The sequence below is a fragment of the Pseudomonas asiatica genome (assembly GCF_040214835.1).
Lineage (GTDB): Bacteria > Pseudomonadota > Gammaproteobacteria > Pseudomonadales > Pseudomonadaceae > Aquipseudomonas > Aquipseudomonas putida_Z.
On the sequence record NZ_CP157874.1, the window covers coordinates 2,231,664 to 2,249,574 of the forward strand.

6 protein-coding genes are annotated in these 17,911 nt (G+C 64.4%); 1 reads left to right on the forward strand and 5 read right to left on the reverse strand.

All coding sequences use genetic code 11. The features are described 5' to 3' along the window. Positions 1-34: 34 nt before the first annotated feature. The 5 genes from ABNP31_RS10105 to ABNP31_RS10125 all read right to left on the reverse strand — a co-directional run bounded on the left by ABNP31_RS10105 (position 35) and on the right by ABNP31_RS10125 (position 6,243). Positions 35-703 (reverse strand): class I SAM-dependent methyltransferase, encoded by a 669-nt coding sequence (locus ABNP31_RS10105; RefSeq protein ID WP_350013267.1) that lies wholly within the window; start codon positions 701-703, stop codon positions 35-37. Between the two features lie 45 nt (positions 704-748). Next, a complete protein-coding gene (locus tag ABNP31_RS10110; RefSeq protein ID WP_350013268.1) occupies positions 749-1,612 on the reverse strand; it encodes a sensor domain-containing diguanylate cyclase in 864 nt (287 codons plus the stop codon). Positions 1,613-1,829: 217 nt separating this feature from the next. Beyond that, entirely contained in the window at positions 1,830-3,158 is a 1,329-nt protein-coding gene (locus ABNP31_RS10115) for a TolC family outer membrane protein (protein WP_238067609.1), read from the reverse strand. Position 3,159: 1 nt separating this feature from the next. Beyond that, on the reverse strand, positions 3,160-4,500 hold the full coding sequence (locus ABNP31_RS10120; RefSeq protein ID WP_085592711.1) for an HlyD family type I secretion periplasmic adaptor subunit: 1,341 nt from the start codon (positions 4,498-4,500) through the stop codon (positions 3,160-3,162). Positions 4,501-4,506: 6 nt separating this feature from the next. Then, complete coding sequence (locus tag ABNP31_RS10125) at positions 4,507-6,243, reverse strand: type I secretion system permease/ATPase (protein WP_085592709.1); 1,737 nt, start codon at positions 6,241-6,243, stop codon at positions 4,507-4,509. A gap of 544 nt (positions 6,244-6,787) precedes the next feature. Here ABNP31_RS10125 and ABNP31_RS10130 point away from each other — a divergent pair. Further along, positions 6,788-17,866, forward strand: coding sequence for a peroxidase family protein (locus tag ABNP31_RS10130; RefSeq protein ID WP_350013269.1), 11,079 nt, complete (start codon positions 6,788-6,790; stop codon positions 17,864-17,866). Positions 17,867-17,911 lie beyond the last annotated feature (45 nt).

The window sequence follows — 17,911 nt, forward strand, 5'->3', positions numbered from 1 at the left end:
ACACAAGGCCGCTCCTACACCGACCGCGTATGCTTCAAGGGCGTTCGGCCACCAACAGCAGCGACTGCGGCAGCGCACTCTGCGGGTGCTGTGGCTCCTGCAGGCTGACCAGCCGCAACCCCGCCATGTCCAGCGCGTTCAACCAGCTGGCCAGGGTACGGAAGTACCACGGCATCACCTGCCAATCCCCGGCGAACCCGGCAAACGCCTCCTCCCGCCAGCCATCCTGGTAATCCCCATCCGCCACGCCCCACGGGTGCAGGGTCTGGATCACCAGCGCACCGCCGGGCGCCAGCAACGCATTCATCGCCGCCAGCAGCGGGATGATGTCCTGCTGCAACAGGGCGAAGTTGGCGCAGATCAGGTCATAGTCCTTGCCAACATAGGCCTGCCCGGCGGCCAGCTGTGCATAGCTGGCCAGGTGCACCTCGGCGGAACCTGCAGCACGCGCGGCATCCACCAGCGCCCGGTCTCCATCCACACCTACCGCCTCGACACCCCGGTCGCCCAGCGCGCGCAACAGCCAGCCTTCACCACAGCCCAGGTCGAGCACCCGTTCGGGCTGGCGGCCAAGAATGACCAGCAGGATGGCCTGGTCGGTGACCTGGCGGCGGCTCTCGATACTGCCGCTGCGTACCGCATCGATCCAGGCCTGGGCGTTGTGCTGCCAGCTGTCGAGCAAGGCGTCTTCAGGGTTGCGCATGGTCATCTCCGTCGTGCTCGTTTCCGCTGGCGGCCGCCAAAGCGCTCAGCCGGCCGCAGCGTGCTGTCGCTTGATCCGGTACATATCGCCATCAGCATGGCGCAGCAGCATGTCGGCATCGTTGCCGTCCTCGGGGAAACGGGCCACGCCAATGCTGCAGGATGGCGCATCGATGCCCGCAAACTCGGCGCCGAGTGGCTCCGCCATGGCGGCCAGGATGCGTGCCACCTGCTCGGCGATGGCCTCTGGCGACACGTAGTCGGTCAGCAGCACGGTGAACTCGTCACCACCCATCCGCGCCACTGTATCGGTCGCACCTACGCAGCCTTCCAGGCGCCGGGCCAGGGTGCACAGCACCCGGTCACCCACGCTGTGGCCATGGTTGTCGTTGATGTCCTTGAAGTCATTGATATCGATGAACAGCAACGCCAGCGGGTGGTTGTGGTGCCGGGCCGCGGCAAGGGCGGTGTCCAGCCGCTCATTGAACATGGCCCGGTTGGCCAGGCGAGTGAGTGGGTCGTGGTGGGCCAGGAAGCGCAGTTCCTCCTCGGCCTTACGTTGGGCGGTGACATCCCGCGCCACACCGATGCGGGCATCGGCCTCATCGGACCAGCAGGCGGCCCACAGGATATGCACGATACCGCCATCCTTGCGGATGTAGCGGTTGCGGAAGTCGTAGTGGGATTGGCCGTTCATCACCCGGACGATCGATGCGCGGGTGATCGCCAGGTCGTCAGGGTGCATGTAATCGGTGATCGGGGTGCCGATCAGTTCGCAGGCCCGGTAGCCCAGCAGCGCCTCGCAGGCATCGCTGACGAAAACGATCTGGTTGTCCCGGTCGACCACGAACACCGTGTCCAGCATCAGGTGGATCAGCCTGGGGTATAACGCTTGCAGGTCTACGGGCATGGGGCAGGGTGTCCGCGGCGGGGTGACCGATCATAGCCTGAAGGGGAGAGGCGCAGCCATGGGGGCAGCGAGGGTTGTGTGGTTCCTTGTAGGAGCGGCCTTGTGTCGCGATCGGGCCGCAAAGCGGCCCCGGCAATTTGTCCTGCGTAGCTGAAATCCGGGGGCCGCTCCGCGGCCCGATCGCGACACAAGGCCGCTCCTACAAGGGCAGTTGCCATCAGTTACTCACTATCAGTTCCGGCCCGAGGTAATCGTTGATCTGCTGGATATCGTCATCCCCCAGGCTGCCCACCGACGATGCCAGGCGCAGCCGCGACATCAGGTAGTTCAGCTTCGCCTCGAACAGGTCATGCCGGGCGTCAAACAGCAATTCCTCGGCATTGAGCACATCCGAGTTGGTGCTGGTACCGCCTTCCCGGAAACCCTTGCGGGCCGAAAGCAGCGAGCGTTCGTTGGACGCCACGGCCTTTTCCAGCGCCTGAATGCGCAAGGCGCCACTCTGCACGCCGCGGTACTCGCGAGTGGTGCCGGAAATCACTTCCTCGCGCGTGGCGTCCAGTTCATCCAGGGCCTTGGAACTGTTGGCGCTGGCCTGGCGGGTGAGGGCGCTGGTGCTGCCGCCGCTGTACAACGGAATGTTCAGCTCCAGCCCGATCGAGCTGTAGTGGTTGCGCTGGTTCAGTTCGGAAATCGACTGGCTGCTGCCGGCGGTATAGCCCGCCACGAAATCCAGGGTCGGCCAGTGCCCGGCGCGGGCGCGTTTCACTTCTTCTTCGGCCAGCTCGTAGTTGTGCCGGCGCGCATGAATCAATGGGCTGTCGGCCTGGGCCTTGACCAGCCAGTCCTGCAGGTTGCCCGGCATCAGCGGCGGGGTGCTGAAGCCCGGCTGCAAGGTGGTCAGCGACTCCGGCGTTTCACCGATGTATTCCTCCAGCTTGCGGCGGGCGTTGACCAGGTTGTCCTGGGCCTCGATCAGGTCGGCCTCGGCCAGGTCGCGACGGGCTACTGACTCGTCGATGTCGGTGATGGTGCCGGCACCCAGCTCCATGCGCCGCTTCGCCGACGCCAGCTGCTCTTCGAAGGCATTCAGCTTGGCTTTGGCCAGGGTGATGGTTTCGCTGGCCAGCAGCACGTCGAAGTAGGCGTCGGCCAGGCGCACCGCAGCGTCCTGGGTCTTGGCATCGAACACCGCCACGCTGTAGTCGGCACGTTGCTGGCCCTGGCGGTATTCGGCCATCTTCTGCTTGTTGAACAGCGGTTGGCGCAACCGCACGTTGGCGCCCTTGGAGTCATAGTCCAGGTCGCTGTCCCGGCCATTCTGCCGCTGGCTGCCATTGACCTTGTTGAAGTAGCCCGCAGCGTTGATCTGCGGCAGCAGGCCGGCCTCGCCGATGGCGCGGTTCTCACTGCCGGCTTCTTTCTCGTGCACCGCGGCGCGGTAGATCGGGCCCTGGTACTGCAGCAGGTCCCAGGCTTGCTTCAGGTCCATGGCACTGGCCTGTACGGACAACCCCAACAGGCACAACATCAGGCACGGGCGATTCATGTCATTGCTCCTTGAACGAGGCGTCCACGCGTTCGAGCATCGGCTTGAGCAGGTAGCTGAGCAGGTTGCGCTCGCCGGTCTTGATGGTGACGGTGGCCGGCATGCCGGGGCGGATGTGGTTGCTGCCCAGCAGGCCCATGCCGCCTTGCGTCACTTCCACTTGGGCCAGGTAGTACGGCTGCTTGCTTTCTTCGTCCATCAGGCGGTCGGCGGAAATGGTCATGACCCGCCCGGGAATGTTCGGCGTCTTCGCATGGTTGAAGGCCGGGAAGGCGAGGTCCACGTCCAGGCCCGGCACCATCTTGTCGATGGCCTGCACCGGGATCATCGCGTCAACCTGCAACGGCTGGTCGAGCGGCACCACCTCCATGATCTTGGCTCCAGGCTGGATGATGCCGCCGACCGTGGCGATGCTCAGTGCCTGGACCATGCCGTCGATCGGCGAGCGGATCACCGTGTGGGTCACTTCGTAGTCCAGCGCGCGCAGGCGATCGGCCAGGGTGGTGTTCTCCTTGGCGGTATCGGTCAGTTGCGATTCCACTTCCTTGAGGTAGTCGTGCTGGCGTTGCAGGATGCGCAGCTTGATCTCGGTGGCCTGGCTGCGCGCCCGGGCAATGTTGTTGAGGTTTTCGGCCTGGCCGGCGGACAGGTCGGCATTGTTGCGCTCCAGCTCCAGCAGGCGGTTGCGTGGCACATAGCCTTCGGCGGCCAGCACGCGTGTGCCTTGCAGTTCCTGGTTGAGGAAGCCGATCTGCGAGGCGCGGGCGCCGTACACCTGCTGCAGGCCCTTGAGCTGCACCGCCGTGGCGGCCAGGTTTTCCTCGAGGATGCTCAGTTCGCCAGCAAGGCCGGCGCGGCGGGTGTCCAGCAGGCGCTGTTGCAGGTCCATGGCTGCCAGCAGGCGCGGGTCGTTGCCGTAGTGCTTGAGCAGGGCAGGGTCGAAGGTGACCTTGTCGCGGCCATCGCGTTCGGCTTCCAGGCGGTTTTCCACGGTCTTGCTGACGATGTACTGGGCACTGACCGCGCCCTGTTCGGCCACCGCGCGCAGGGCGTCCAGGCGTACCACCTCCTGGCCTTTCTTCACCATGTCGCCTTCACGCACCAGGATCGCCTCGACCGTGCCGCCGGTCAGGTGCTGCACCGCCTTGCGGTTGCTGGTGACCTTGACCGTGCCGGTGGCGACCACCCCGGCATCAAGTGGCGCCAGGCACGACCACAGCAGGAAGCCGCCAAAGCCGGCGATGACCATCCATACGCCCCAGCGTGCCGGCCGGCCCATGTCCAGGTCGATACCGTTGCGGGCCTCGGCGGGAATCAATTCGGTGTGTTGGGTCATCTGCATGATCGATCACTCCCGTGCTTTTACCGAGGCCAGCGGCGCTGCGGTCGCCGCCGGGATCACGCTGGCCTTGCGCAGCGCCGCGAACACTTCGTCGCGGCTGCCGAGCATGTGCACGGCACCGTCACGCAGCATCAGCACCTTGTCGACCGCGCACAGCACATTAGGCCGGTGGGAAATCAGGATTACCGTGGCCCCGCGCGCCTTGAGTTCGGCCAGCGCATCGACCAAGGCCTTTTCGCCAACGTCATCGAGGTTGGCGTTGGGCTCGTCCAGCACCACCAGGTTCGGCTCGCCATACAGCGCACGGGCCAGGGCGATGCGTTGCTTCTGGCCACCGGACAGCGGGCTGCCGTCGGCTGCCAGGCGGGTGTCGTAGCCCTGCGGGAAGCGCAGGATCATGTCGTGCACGCCACTGCTGCGGGCAGCGCGGATCACCGCTTCGCTGTCCACTTCGGTGAAGCGTGCGATGTTCTCGGCGATAGTGCCCTCGAACAACTCCACATCCTGCGGCAGATAGCCGAGCCACGGGCCAAGTTCGGCCTTGTTCCAGGTGAAGATGTCGGCGCCGTCCAGGCGCACCTTGCCGGCCTGGGTCGGCCACACGCCTACCAGCAGGCGGGCGAGGGTGGATTTGCCCGAGGCCGAAGGGCCGATGATGCCCAGGCTTTCACCCGGGACCAGGCTGAAGCTGACCCCGCGCACGATGTTGTTGTTGGTGCCGGGGGCGCCTGCGATCACGTTTTCCACGGCCAGCATGCCCATTGGCCGCTGCAGCGACATGCTCGGTGGCCGCTGCGGGTAGTCGTGCAGCAGGTCGTTGAGCCGGCCCCAGGCGGAACGGCAGCCCAGCAGTTGCTTCCACGCGGCGATCGCCTGTTCAACCGGGGCCAGGGCGCGGCCGGTAAGGATCGAGCAGGCGATCATCATGCCGGGGGTGATCTTGCCCTCGATCGCCAGCAGTGCGCCGGCACCGAGGATCACTGACTGCAAGGTGATGCGCACGAAGCGCCCGGTGCTGCTGATCATTGCGGCGCGGTCGGAGGCCAGGGTCTGCATCTGCAGGATGCGCAAGTGCCCCTGGTACCAGCGCTTGCCTATCTCCGGCAGCATGCCCATGGCTTCGATCACTTCGGCGTTGCGCAGGTTGTTGTTGGCATAGCTGGCCGACGACATGGCCGCCTGGTTGGCCTCGGCCAAGGGTTTTTGCGTGGCCTTCTCGGTGAGGTAGGCCAGGCCCACCAGGATCAGCGAGCCGATCAGCGTCACCAGCCCCAGCAGTGGGTGGATCAGGTAGCAGACCAGCAGGTAGATCGGCGTCCAGGGGGCATCGAAGAAGGCGAACAGGCCGTTGCCGGTCAGAAACTGGCGCACCTGCGCAAGGTCCTGCAGGGCCTGGGCCGGGTTGCCGCCGGCGCGGCTCAGGTTGCGTTCGAAGGCAGCGCTGAAGATGCGTCGGTTGAGGTCCATGTCGAGGAAGTTGCCGACCCGGATCAGTACGCGGGTACGGACCATCTCCAGGGCCGACATCAGCATGAACAAGCCGATCACCAGCAGGGTGAGCATGGTCAGGGTGGTGACGTTGCGGCTGACCAGGGCGCGGTCGTACACCTGCAACATATAAATTGCTGGCGTCAACATCATGACGTTTATGACGCCGCTGAAGGCGGCCAGGGCAAAAAAGCTGCGGCGCAGGCGGAACAGCACGTCGGCCAGCTCGGAACGAGTGCGTGGTGGCTTGTGCATCGGGGCCTCCCTTTATCACAAATCGGGAAGCCCTTGCGGCGCCCCGTGCAGCGGTAATCGTGGCTTCTGGTTGGCTCGCAGGCGGATCGCTCTAATGGCGGATGCTCCAAAACGCTGCGCTGCTCCCACATGCTGGAGCGTAGGTTGCAGCGACATAGCCGGTAATATCGTTTCGCTCTATGAAGTCTTTGAACTTTTCATAAGTGCCAAAAAAACAGCTATTTGCATCGCATTATCATCGGCCGATGATTTTTTCGACGGGATATTGACAACCTTTTCGCCTGCGACTTTAGTCTGATGTATTCGGGCCCTGTGCGAGCTGGGGTCGATGCATGTGCGTTACAGCTGTATCGCATGCTTAACAAGGCCCCCCGGATGGTGGGTGCCGGCTTGCGAATGATGAGGCCAGTGGGGGCCAGCACAAGAGTGTTGTGCCCACTGAACCTGGACCACCGAACCAGTATCTGCGCACGTCAACACTGACTGGGCGCGGGAAGGACCCTGTTGCCCTGTGTCATCTCCGGACAGATCGAGGGCAATTGAAATGGCAGATTTCAGCAAGTCGGACCTGGAGTTCATCCTTCAACAGATTTTCATCGCCGAAGCCCACGCCGATGGCGCGAGCCTGACCGACCTGCTGCCCAACAGCCAGGTACCGTTCGGCCTGCGCACCGTGGACGGCAGCTACAACAACCTGGTAACCGGGCAGAGCGAGTTCGGTGCCGCCGACAACTCGTTCCTGCGCCTGCTCAGCCCCTCCTTCAGCGGCGACTATGCCGGCACCGGCACGGTCACCGATTCGCAACCACGCACCATCAGCAACCTGATCGTCGACCAGACGGCGAACAACCCGGCCGCGGTCGAGGCCAATGGTGGTGCCGCTCCGGTGATCAGCCCCGGCATCGACGGGGTGTTCGGCACCGCTGACGACACCGAAGTGTTCTTCATCCCCAACGTGTCGCCCGACGTCGGCCTGACCGCCGGCTTCAACGCCTGGATGACCTTCTTCGGCCAGTTCTTCGACCACGGTCTGGACCTGGTCACCAAGAGCAGCACCGACTTCGTGTTCATCCCGCTGCAGCCGGACGACCCGCTGTTCGTCGAAGGCAGCCCGACCAACTTCATGGTGCTGCCACGGGCTGTGCGTACCGCAGGCGCCGATGGTGTTGTGGGTACCGCCGACGATGGCCAGACCAACACCACCTCGCCGTTCGTCGACCAGAGCCAGACCTACAGCTCGCACCCCTCGCACCAGGTGTTCCTGCGTGAATACACGCTCAATGCCGCAGGCGACCCGGTAGCCACCGGGCGGCTCATCACCAACCGTGACCTGGGCGCCGATGGCCGCTTCGGCACCGCCGACGATGGCAACGGCGAAAGCGGTGGCATGGCCACCTGGGCGGTGGTCAAGGCCCAGGCCCGCGACCTGCTCGGCATCAATCTGACCGACGCCGACGTGCACAGCGTGCCGCTGCTGGCCACCGACCCCTACGGCAACTTCGTGCGCGGGCCCAACGGCATGCCGCAGGTGGTGATGCGCGTGAGCAATGGCGCCGACGGCATCGCCGGTACCGCCGACGACGTCACCACGCTGGTCGAAGGCAACCGCGACGCGCCGATCAGCCTGGCCAATGCCGTGAGCACCGGGCATGGCTTCCTCGATGACATCGCCCACAACGCCGCGCCGGTGATCGTGAACGGTGTGCTGCAGGCCGACGCCGATACTGCCGTGGGCAACGCACAGCCGGTGGGGCCGGGTGGCAACAACCTGACCTACGACAACGAACTGCTCGACGCCCACTACATCGCCGGCGACGGTCGGGTGAACGAGAACATCGGCCTGACTGCCGTGCACCATGTGTTCCACTCCGAGCACAACCGCCTGGTGCAGCAGACCAAGGACACCCTGTTGGCTTCCGGCGACCTGGTGTTCCTCAACCAGTGGCTGATCGATGATGTCGCTGCCATCCCCACCACGCCCGCCGAAATCGCCGCGCTGGTATGGGACGGCGAGCGGCTGTTCCAGGCTGCCAAGTTCGGCACCGAGATGCAGTACCAGCACCTGGTGTTCGAAGAGTTCGCCCGCACCATCCAGCCGCAGATCGACGAGTTCCTGGCCCCCAACGGCTACGACACCTCGATCGACCCGGCCATCCTCGCCGAGTTCGCCCATGTGGTGTACCGCTTCGGTCACTCGATGCTGACAGAGACCGTCGACCGCTTCGACCCGGCGTTCGCCCCGGTGAACGGCGACCCGCAGCTCGGCCTGATCGCTGCCTTCCTCAACCCGCTGGCCTTCGCTGGCAGTGGCGCTACCGCCGACGAAGCGGCCGGCGCGATCATCCGTGGCGTCACCCGTCAGCTGGGCAACGAAATCGACGAGTTCGTCACAGAGGCGCTGCGCAACAACCTGCTTGGCCTGCCGCTGGACCTGCCCGCGCTGAACATTGCCCGTGGCCGTGACACCGGCATCCCCACCCTCAACGAGGCGCGGCGCGATTTCTATGCCATGACCGGCGACAGCCAGCTCAAGCCTTACATCAGCTGGGCCGACTTTGCCGACCATCTCAAGCACCCGGCGTCGCTGATCAACTTCATCGCCGCCTACGGTACCCACGCCACCATCACCGGGGCGGACACCGAAGCGGCCAAGCGCGCCGCCGCCGTGGCGCTGGTGCTTGGCGGTGACGGCGCACCAGCGGACCGCCTGGACTTCCTCAACGGCACCGGCGCCTACGCCAACGTGACACTGGTCGGCGCGGACGGTGTCGCCGGCACCGCCGATGACATCACCGGAGTGACCGTGACCGGTGTCGATGACATCGACTTCTGGGTCGGCGGCCTGGCCGAGCAGAAAATGCCATTCGGCGGCATGCTCGGCTCCAGTTTCAACTTCGTCTTCGAGACCCAGCTGGAAGCCCTGCAGAACGGCGACCGGTTCTACTACCTGTCGCGCACCGCGGGCATGAACTTTGGCACCGAGCTGGAGAACAACTCCTTCGCCAAGCTGATCATGCTCAACTCCGATGTCACCCACCTGTCCAACACCGTGTTCCTCACGCCGACCTTCACCCTCGAGGTGAACCAGGCCAACCAGTTCACCGGGCTGGGGGTCGATGGCCGGGCCGACCCGACGGGCGGCATCATGATCAACGGCGTCGAAGTGGTGCCGCTGGTGATTCGCGACAACCCCGATACCGTGGGCACCGACACCAACTTCCTGCATTACACCGGCGAAGACCACGTGGTGCTGGGCGGCACCTCCGGCAACGACATCATCATCTCTGGTGATGGCGACGATACCGTCTACGGCGACGCCGGCAACGACACCCTGGAAGGCGGTGCGGGCAACGATGCGGTGCTGGGCGGTGCCGGTGATGACATCATCACCGACTCCTTCGGCGACAACCGCCTGGAAGGCAACGACGGCAACGACGTGATCGTCGCCGGCAGCATGCTGGTGGGCGGTAACCTGATCCTGGGCGGCAACGGCCAGGACTTCATCATCACCACCGAAGACATCAGCACCACCTTCGGCGGGCAGGGCGACGACTTCATCCTCGGCGCCAAGACCAACCTGCCACCTACCGGCAACGAGGGCGACGACTGGATCGAGAAGGGCACCCAGGACGGTGCGCCTGGCGACAACTTCGCGCCGCTGCTGGGTGACGAAGTGATCGGCAACGACATCTTCGTCGGTGGCGGTGGCTTTGACGAGATGATCGGCGAGGGCGGTGACGACATCTTTGTCGGCAGCGACGCCCAGGACAAGATGGACGGCATGTCCGGCTTCGACTGGATTACCAACAAGAATGACCAGGTTGGCGTCACCGTCGACCTGACCCTGGCCGCCCTGGCTCAACCCCATGGCAACGCACCGAACCAGAACACCGGTATTTTCAACCCGGTCGGCGCTTCGCCGGCTTCCATCCTCGACCGCTTTGCCGAGGTCGAGGGCGTGTCCGGCTCGAACTTCGCCGATGTGCTCAAGGGCGATAATGTCGATGCCGTGACCATCCTCAACCACGGCGGTGCCACCGGCAGTGCGCTGACCAACGTGGCACTGATCCGTGGCCTGCAGCAGTTCCTGGCCGATGCCGGGTTGCCAACCACCGGCTTTGCCACCGGCAACATCATGCTCGGCGGCAACGGCAGCGACCTGATCGAAGGCCGTGGGGGCGATGACCTGATCGACGGTGACAAGTGGCTCAACGTGCGCATCGCCGTGTATGCCCCAGGAGACGTCAACCACACCGGCCCTGAGATCGCCAGCTTCGACAGCATGGTCGACATGATTCCGTTCATGCTCGACCGCACCTACAACCCAGGCCAGCTCAAGGCCGTGCGGGAAATCCTGCCCGGCACCTCGACGGGAGGCGCGGCGTTCGACACGGCAGTGTTCTCGGGTGTGCAGAGCGAGTACACGGTGACGCAGAACACCAAAGGTACGCTCGACACTTCCGATGATGTCTGGACAGTGACCGACAACGTCGATGGCCGCGATGGCGTCGATACCCTGCTGCACATCGAGCGCCTGCAGTTCGCCGACAGCCAGCGGGTGCTGGTGGAGGGGCTGAATGCGCAGCCTACCGGCAGCCCGGCCATTACTGATGGCAACGGCGGTGCGATCACCGTGGGCGATGTCCTTACGGTAAACGTGGCCGGCGTGCTGGATGCCGACAACATCAGTGCCGGCAACCCGCTGGGCACGCTCGCCGACCGTTCGGTATCGTACTACTGGCAGTTCGAGGCCACCCCGGGCAGTGGCGTGTTCGAAGACATCATCCTGCTGCCGGCCGGCGACCTGGCGTTCCAGAGTGCCGACGGCACCACGTTCAAGGTGTCGCCGGACCTGGCCGGGTTGTCGCTGCGGGTCAAGGCGATCTACCAGGACGCCCATGGCACCACCGAAGTGCTGTTCTCCCAGCCCACTACCGTGGTGCAACCGGGCGCGCCTGTGGTACCGACGCCAGCCACGCCGGTGGCGGATGCCACTGCTGGCGGTGCCGGGCTGCACATGGTGCGTTCCGACCTCAACTTCATCCTCGACCAGATCAAGATCGCCGAGGCAGATGCCAACGGGGCAGACATCCTCTCGCTGCTGCCCAACATCCGTGCGCCGCTGGGCTTGCGTGCGGTGGATGGCTCGAACAACAACCTGATGAACCTCAACGGCATCAACAACACCCAGTTCGGTGCCGCCGACAACGTCTTCCCGCGCTTGACCGACCCGGTGTTCAACCCGGCCGAAGGTGCACCGGCCGGCTTCTTCGGCCCTGGCTCGCCGGCCATTCCGGGCTCGTCTTACGAGCAGACCAGCGGCCCGGTGTTCGACTCGCAGCCGCGCACCATCAGCAACCTGGTCGTCGACCAGACTTCCAACAACCCGGCGGCCTATGCCACCGCGTATGACCCAGGTGCGGACGGCGTGCTCAACTTCGGTGCCGTGGGCAACGACGACGTGCTCAAGGACGGCGTGCGCATCGTCGCCAGCCCGGGCCTGGACGGCCAGTTCGGCACCGCCGACGACCACGACGTGTACCTGTTCGAGAACACCGCCGCCGATGCTGGCCTGTCGGCGCCGTTCAACGCCTGGATGACCTTCTTCGGGCAGTTCTTCGACCATGGCCTGGACCTGGTTACCAAGGGGGGCTCGGGCACCATCTTCATCCCGCTGCAGCCGGATGATCCGCTGTTCGTGGAAGGTGGCTCCGCCAACTTCATGGTGGTGACCCGTGCCACCAACCTGCCTGGGCCGGATGGCATCCTCGGCAACGCCGATGACATCCACGAGCACACCAATACCACCACCCCGTTCGTGGATCAGAACCAGACCTACAGCTCGCATCCTTCCCACCAGGTGTTCCTGCGCGGTTATCTGCTGACCGACGACGGGCCTATCGCCACCGGCCGATTGATCACCAACCGGGACCTGGGCGCCGACGGCCGCTACGGTACCGCCGACGACACCGAAATTGGTGGCATGGCGACCTGGAAGGTGGTCAAGGCCCAAGCCCGTGACGTACTGGGCATCAACCTGACCGACGCAGACGTCGACAACGTGCCGCTACTGGCGACCGATGCCTACGGCAACTTCATCAAGGGGCCCAACGGTTTCCCGATGGTGATCATGAAAGGGGCAGACGGCATTGCCGGCACGGCCGACGACCAGCAGGTCGAAGGCAACCCGCTGGCGCCGATCGACCTGACCAATGCCGTGCGCACCGGTCACCAGTTCCTTGCCGACATCGCCCACAATGCCGTGCCGGTGTTCAGCAACGGCGTACTGGTGCCTGATGCCGATACCGATGTGGGCAATGCCGTGCCGGTGAACCCGCAGACTGGCGCCAACCTGGCCTACGACAACGAACTGCTCGATGCGCACTACATCGCCGGCGACGGCCGGGTCAACGAGAACATCGGCCTGACTGCCGTGCATGCGATCTTCCACTCCGAGCACAACCGGCTGGTGGCGCAGACCATGGACACCGTGCTCGATTCGGGTGACCTGGCCTTCATCAACGAGTGGCTGCTCAACCCGATAACCGTGCTGCCGGCCGACCAGGCCGCAATCGACGCGCTGGTGTGGAATGGCGAGCGGCTGTTCCAGGCCGCCAAGTTCGGTACCGAGATGCAGTACCAGCACCTGGTGTTCGAGGAGTTCGCCCGCACCGTACAACCGCGGGTCGACCTGTTCTTCGCCCCGACCCAGGTGTATGACGTCGACCTCGATGCGTCGATCGTGGCCGAATTCGCCCACACCGTGTACCGCTTCGGCCATTCGATGCTGACCGAGACCGTCGACCGCTTCGACGTCGACTTCACCGTCATCAGCGACCCGGCCAGCGCCAACCCCGACCAGCAATTGGGCCTGATCGCGGCGTTCCTCAACCCGCTGGCGTATGCCGCCAGTGGCGTCACCCCCGAGGATGCCACCAGTGCCATCGTGCGCGGGGTCACCCGCCAGGCCGGTAACGAGATCGACGAGTTCGTCACCGAGGCGCTGCGCAACAACCTGCTCGGTCTGCCGCTGGACCTGCCGGCGATCAACATCGCCCGTGGCCGCGACGTCGGTATTCCTTCGCTGAACGCTGTGCGCCGCGACATCTACGCGCAAACCGGCGATACCCAGCTCAAGCCTTACACCAGCTGGGTCGACCTGGTGCAGCACCTGAAGCATCCGGAGTCGCTAATCAACTTCATCGCCGCCTACGGCACCCATAGCACCATCACCGGGGCCACCACGTTGCTGGAGAAACGCGCGGCGGCCATGGCCCTGGTGTTCGGCGGCGACGGCGCGCCGACCGATCGCCTGGACTTCCTCAACAGCACCGGAGCCTACGCCAACGTCACGCTGCCTGGCAGGGATGGCGTGCTGGGTACCGCCGATGACCTGAGGGCAGTGACCGTGACCGGGGTCGATGCCATCGACCTTTGGATCGGCGGCCTGGCCGAAGCGAAAACCCCGTTCGGCGGCATGCTCGGCAGCACCTTCAACTTCGTGTTCGAGAACCAGATGGAGAAACTGCAGGATGGCGACCGCTTCTACTACCTGGAGCGCACCGCCGGCCTGTCGATGAACGCCGAGCTGGAAAGCAACTCGTTCGCCAAGCTGATCATGGCCAACACCTCGGCCACCCACCTGCCGGGCCTGGTGTTCTCCGACCCGGGCTTCTACCTGGAAGTGGACCAGAGCAAGCAGTTCAACGAAGGCCTGGGCAACCTCGACCCACTGGGCGAAAACGGCGAGCAGGTGGTGTTCCGCGACAGCCCGCTGACGGCAGGCCCGGACACCAACTACATCCGCTATGCCGGTGCCGAGCACATCGTGCTGGGCGGCACCGAGGGTGACGACATCCTGGTGTCCAGCGAGGGTGACGATACGGTCTGGGGCGATGGCGGCAACGACCGCATCGAGGGTGGCGACGGCAACGACCAGCTGCGTGGTGGTGCCGGCGACGACATCATCAGCGACATGGGTGGTGACGACAACATCCAGGGCGGCGACGGCAACGATGTGCTGCACGGCGGTAATGGCGTCAACCTGATCATCGGCGGTTTCGGCAACGACTTCATCGTCACCGGTGAAGACGCCTCCGAAGCCATTGGCGGCCAGGGCAACGACTTTATCCTGGGCAGCAAGGCCAACGAGCAGGACATGGGCAACGAAGGTGACGACTGGATCGAGAAGGGCACCTCGGACGGTGCGCCTGGCGACAACTTCGACCCGCTCGGCAACGACCCGATCATCGGCAACGACGTGTTCATCGGTGGCAACGAGAACGACAAGTTCAACGGTGAAGGCGGCGACGACATCATGGTCGGCAGCCTGGGCTTCGGTGACCGCTACATCGGTGGTTCCGGCTACGACTGGGCGACCTTCAAGGGCCTGGCCCAGGGCGTGACTGCCGACTTCAGCGACCGCTTCTTCGATGTGCCGCCGGTACCGGGCTCGGGCGCGTCTGCGCTGGTGCGCTTCGACATCATGGAAGGCCTGTCGGGTTCGGCCCATGGCGACTTCCTGCGCGGTGACAGCGAAACTTCTGCCACCTTGCCAACCAACGGCGCCAACGGCAGCGTGCTGACCAACATCAGCCTGATCGACGGCCTGGCCGGCCTGCTGGCTGCCGGGGCAACGTTCTACGACGGTGGCAACATCATCCTCGGCGGTAGTGGTAGCGACCTGATCGAGGGCCGTGGCGGCGACGACATCCTCGACGGTGACAAGTGGCTGAACGTGCGCATCAGCGTGCGCGCCAACAGCGACGGCACCGGCCCGGAAATCGCCAGCTTCGACAGCATGGAGCCGATGGTGCCGCTGATGCTCAATGGCACCTACAACCCGGGCCAGCTGGTGATCGTCCGTGAAATCCTGAGCGGCACCGACAGCTACGACACGGCGGTGTTCTCGGGGGTAGCCACCGACTATAGCGTGGTGGTCGATGGCAACTCGGTGATCGTCACTGACCTGGTGGACGGGCGTGATGGTGTCGACCGCCTGACCGGTATCGAGCGCCTGCAGTTCTCCGACAGCGCCCAGGCCTCCGGTGTGGGCACTGCCGTCAATGCCGGCCCAACGGGCCACCTGGCGATCCTCGACGCTGTCACCGGCCTGCGTAACGATACATCGGTCAGCGGCCAGTTGCTGCGCGTGAGCAACGTGGCGGTGCACGATGCCGACAATGTCAGCGCCACCAATGCGAGCGGCGCCATCAACGGCCCTGTGGCTTACTACTGGCAAGTCGAGACCCTGCCAGGTTCGGGTGTCTATGAAGACATCACCTTCGTCGCTGCCGGCGAAGTTTCCCGGGCCACCGGCGCCACTTACCGGGTCACGGACGATGTGGCGGGGCTGAACATCCGCGTACGGGCGGTGTACCAGGACGCCAAGGGCACGCTGGAAATCGTCGATTCGTCGGCGAACAGCGCGCCGACCGCCGGGCCGACCGTGACCGGGCTGCTGGTGCAGAACCAGACCCTCACCGCCAACACGGCGACCATCGTCGATGCCGACGGCCTGAGCAATCCGCAGTTCACCTTCCAGTGGCAGTCCAACCGAGGGCTCGGCTGGGTCAACATTGCCGGCGCGATCAGCAGCACCTTTGTCCTTACCCAGGAACAGGTTGGGCAGAACATGCGGGTCTTGGTCAGCTATGTGGATGACATCGGGGTGCATGAAAGCATCGCCTCCGACATCCTCGACCCGGTCGCCAACGTCAACGATGCGCCTACCGGTGCCGTGCTGATCAGCGACACCACGCCAGCCCTGGGGCAGACGTTGACGGCGCTTACCGGCAGTATTGCCGACCTGGACGGGCTGGGGGCGTTCAGCTTCCAGTGGCAGCAAGGTACTGGCGGCATCTTCACCAACATCATTGGTGCCACTGCGGCCACCTTCACCCCGGGCCTCGACCAGGGAGGCCAGCAACTGCAGGTGGTAGTGCGCTACACCGACGCCTTCGGCGCGCAGGAGTCACTCACCTCGGCGGCGACTGCTGCAGTGCCAGCCTTGACGCTGGTCGGCACCAATGGCGCCGATATCCTGATCGGGAGCGCAGGCAATGACGTGATCTCTGGCCTGGACGGTGCCGATCAACTGTTTGGCGGGCTTGGCAACGACATCCTCAACGGCGGGCTTGGCGCGGATGCCATGACCGGCGGTGGTGGCAACGATACCTTCGTGGTCGACAACGTCGGCGACACGGTGATCGAGGCGCTTAACGGTGGTGTCGACTTGGTGCAGACCAGCCTGGCCAGCTACACCCTGGGTGCCAATGTTGAAAACCTGACATACACCGGGGTGGGTAACTTCATCGGTACCGGTAACGCGCTGGACAACATCATCAGAGGAGGCTCTGGCAACGACTTGCTCAATGGCGGTGCGGGTGCCGACCGCCTGGTCGGGGGGCTCGGCAACGACATCTACGTGGTGGATAACGTCGGGGATGGGCTGATCGAGGTCACGGAGGGCGGTACGGATACTGTGCGTACCACGCTAGCCAGCTACCGCATGACCAGCAACATCGAGAACCTGATTTATACCGGTGCGGGTAATTTCAACGGTACCGGTAACACGCTGGACAACATCATCTTCGGTGGCGCTGGCAACGACCTGCTCAATGGGGGGACGGGTGCCGACCGCTTGGTGGGTGGTCTCGGCAACGATATCTACGTGGTGGATAACGCCGGGGATGGGCTGATAGAGGCTGCTGGGGCCGGTACGGATACCGTGCGTACGACACTAGCCAGCTACCGCATGACCAGCAACATCGAGAACCTGACCTACACCGGAGTGGATAACTTCAGCGGTACCGGTAACACGCTGGATAACATCATCACTGGGGGGGCTGGCAACGACTTGCTCAATGGCGGGGTGGGTGCCGACCGCCTGGTAGGTGGTCTCGGAAACGACATCTACGTGGTGGATAATGCCGGGGATGGGCTGATCGAGGCTAATGGGGCTGGTACGGATACGGTGCGTACCTCATTATCCAGCTACCGCATGACCAGCAACATCGAGAACCTGACCTATACCGGGGCAGACAACTTCAGTGGTACCGGTAACACGCTGGACAACGTCATCACCGGAGGTGCCGGCAACGACCTGCTCAACGGTGGTGCGGGTAACGACCAACTGCTGGGTGGCATCGGTAACGATACCCTCAACGGTGGCGACGGCAACGATAGCCTCAATGGTGGTCTGGGTGACGACATCCTCAACGGCGGCGCAGGCAGTGACACGCTGTTCGGCGATAATGGTAACGACATTCTGTCGGGCGGTAGTGGCAGTGACTTCCTCAACGGTGCGGCTGGCAACGACACGGTCAACGGCGGCGCGGGCGATGACACGATGATGGCCACTGATGGCAATGATGTCTTCCAGTTCGCCGCAGGCTTCGGCAATGACCTGATCATCAACTTCGACAGCGATGCGACGGGTGGGCAGGACCTGCTGGATATCACCGCCTTCAACATCACCGCGGCCACCTTTGCCGCCAACGTTACCATCGCCGATGACGGCGCGGACACGCTGGTCAGCATCGGTGCTACCGACTCCATCCGCCTGGTGGGAGTGGCGGATGCAACCACGGTGACCGCAGCGGACTTCAACCTGTCGGTTTGAGGAACCGAAGGAAAAGCTGTTGGCTTGAAATGCACGGGCTGCTGC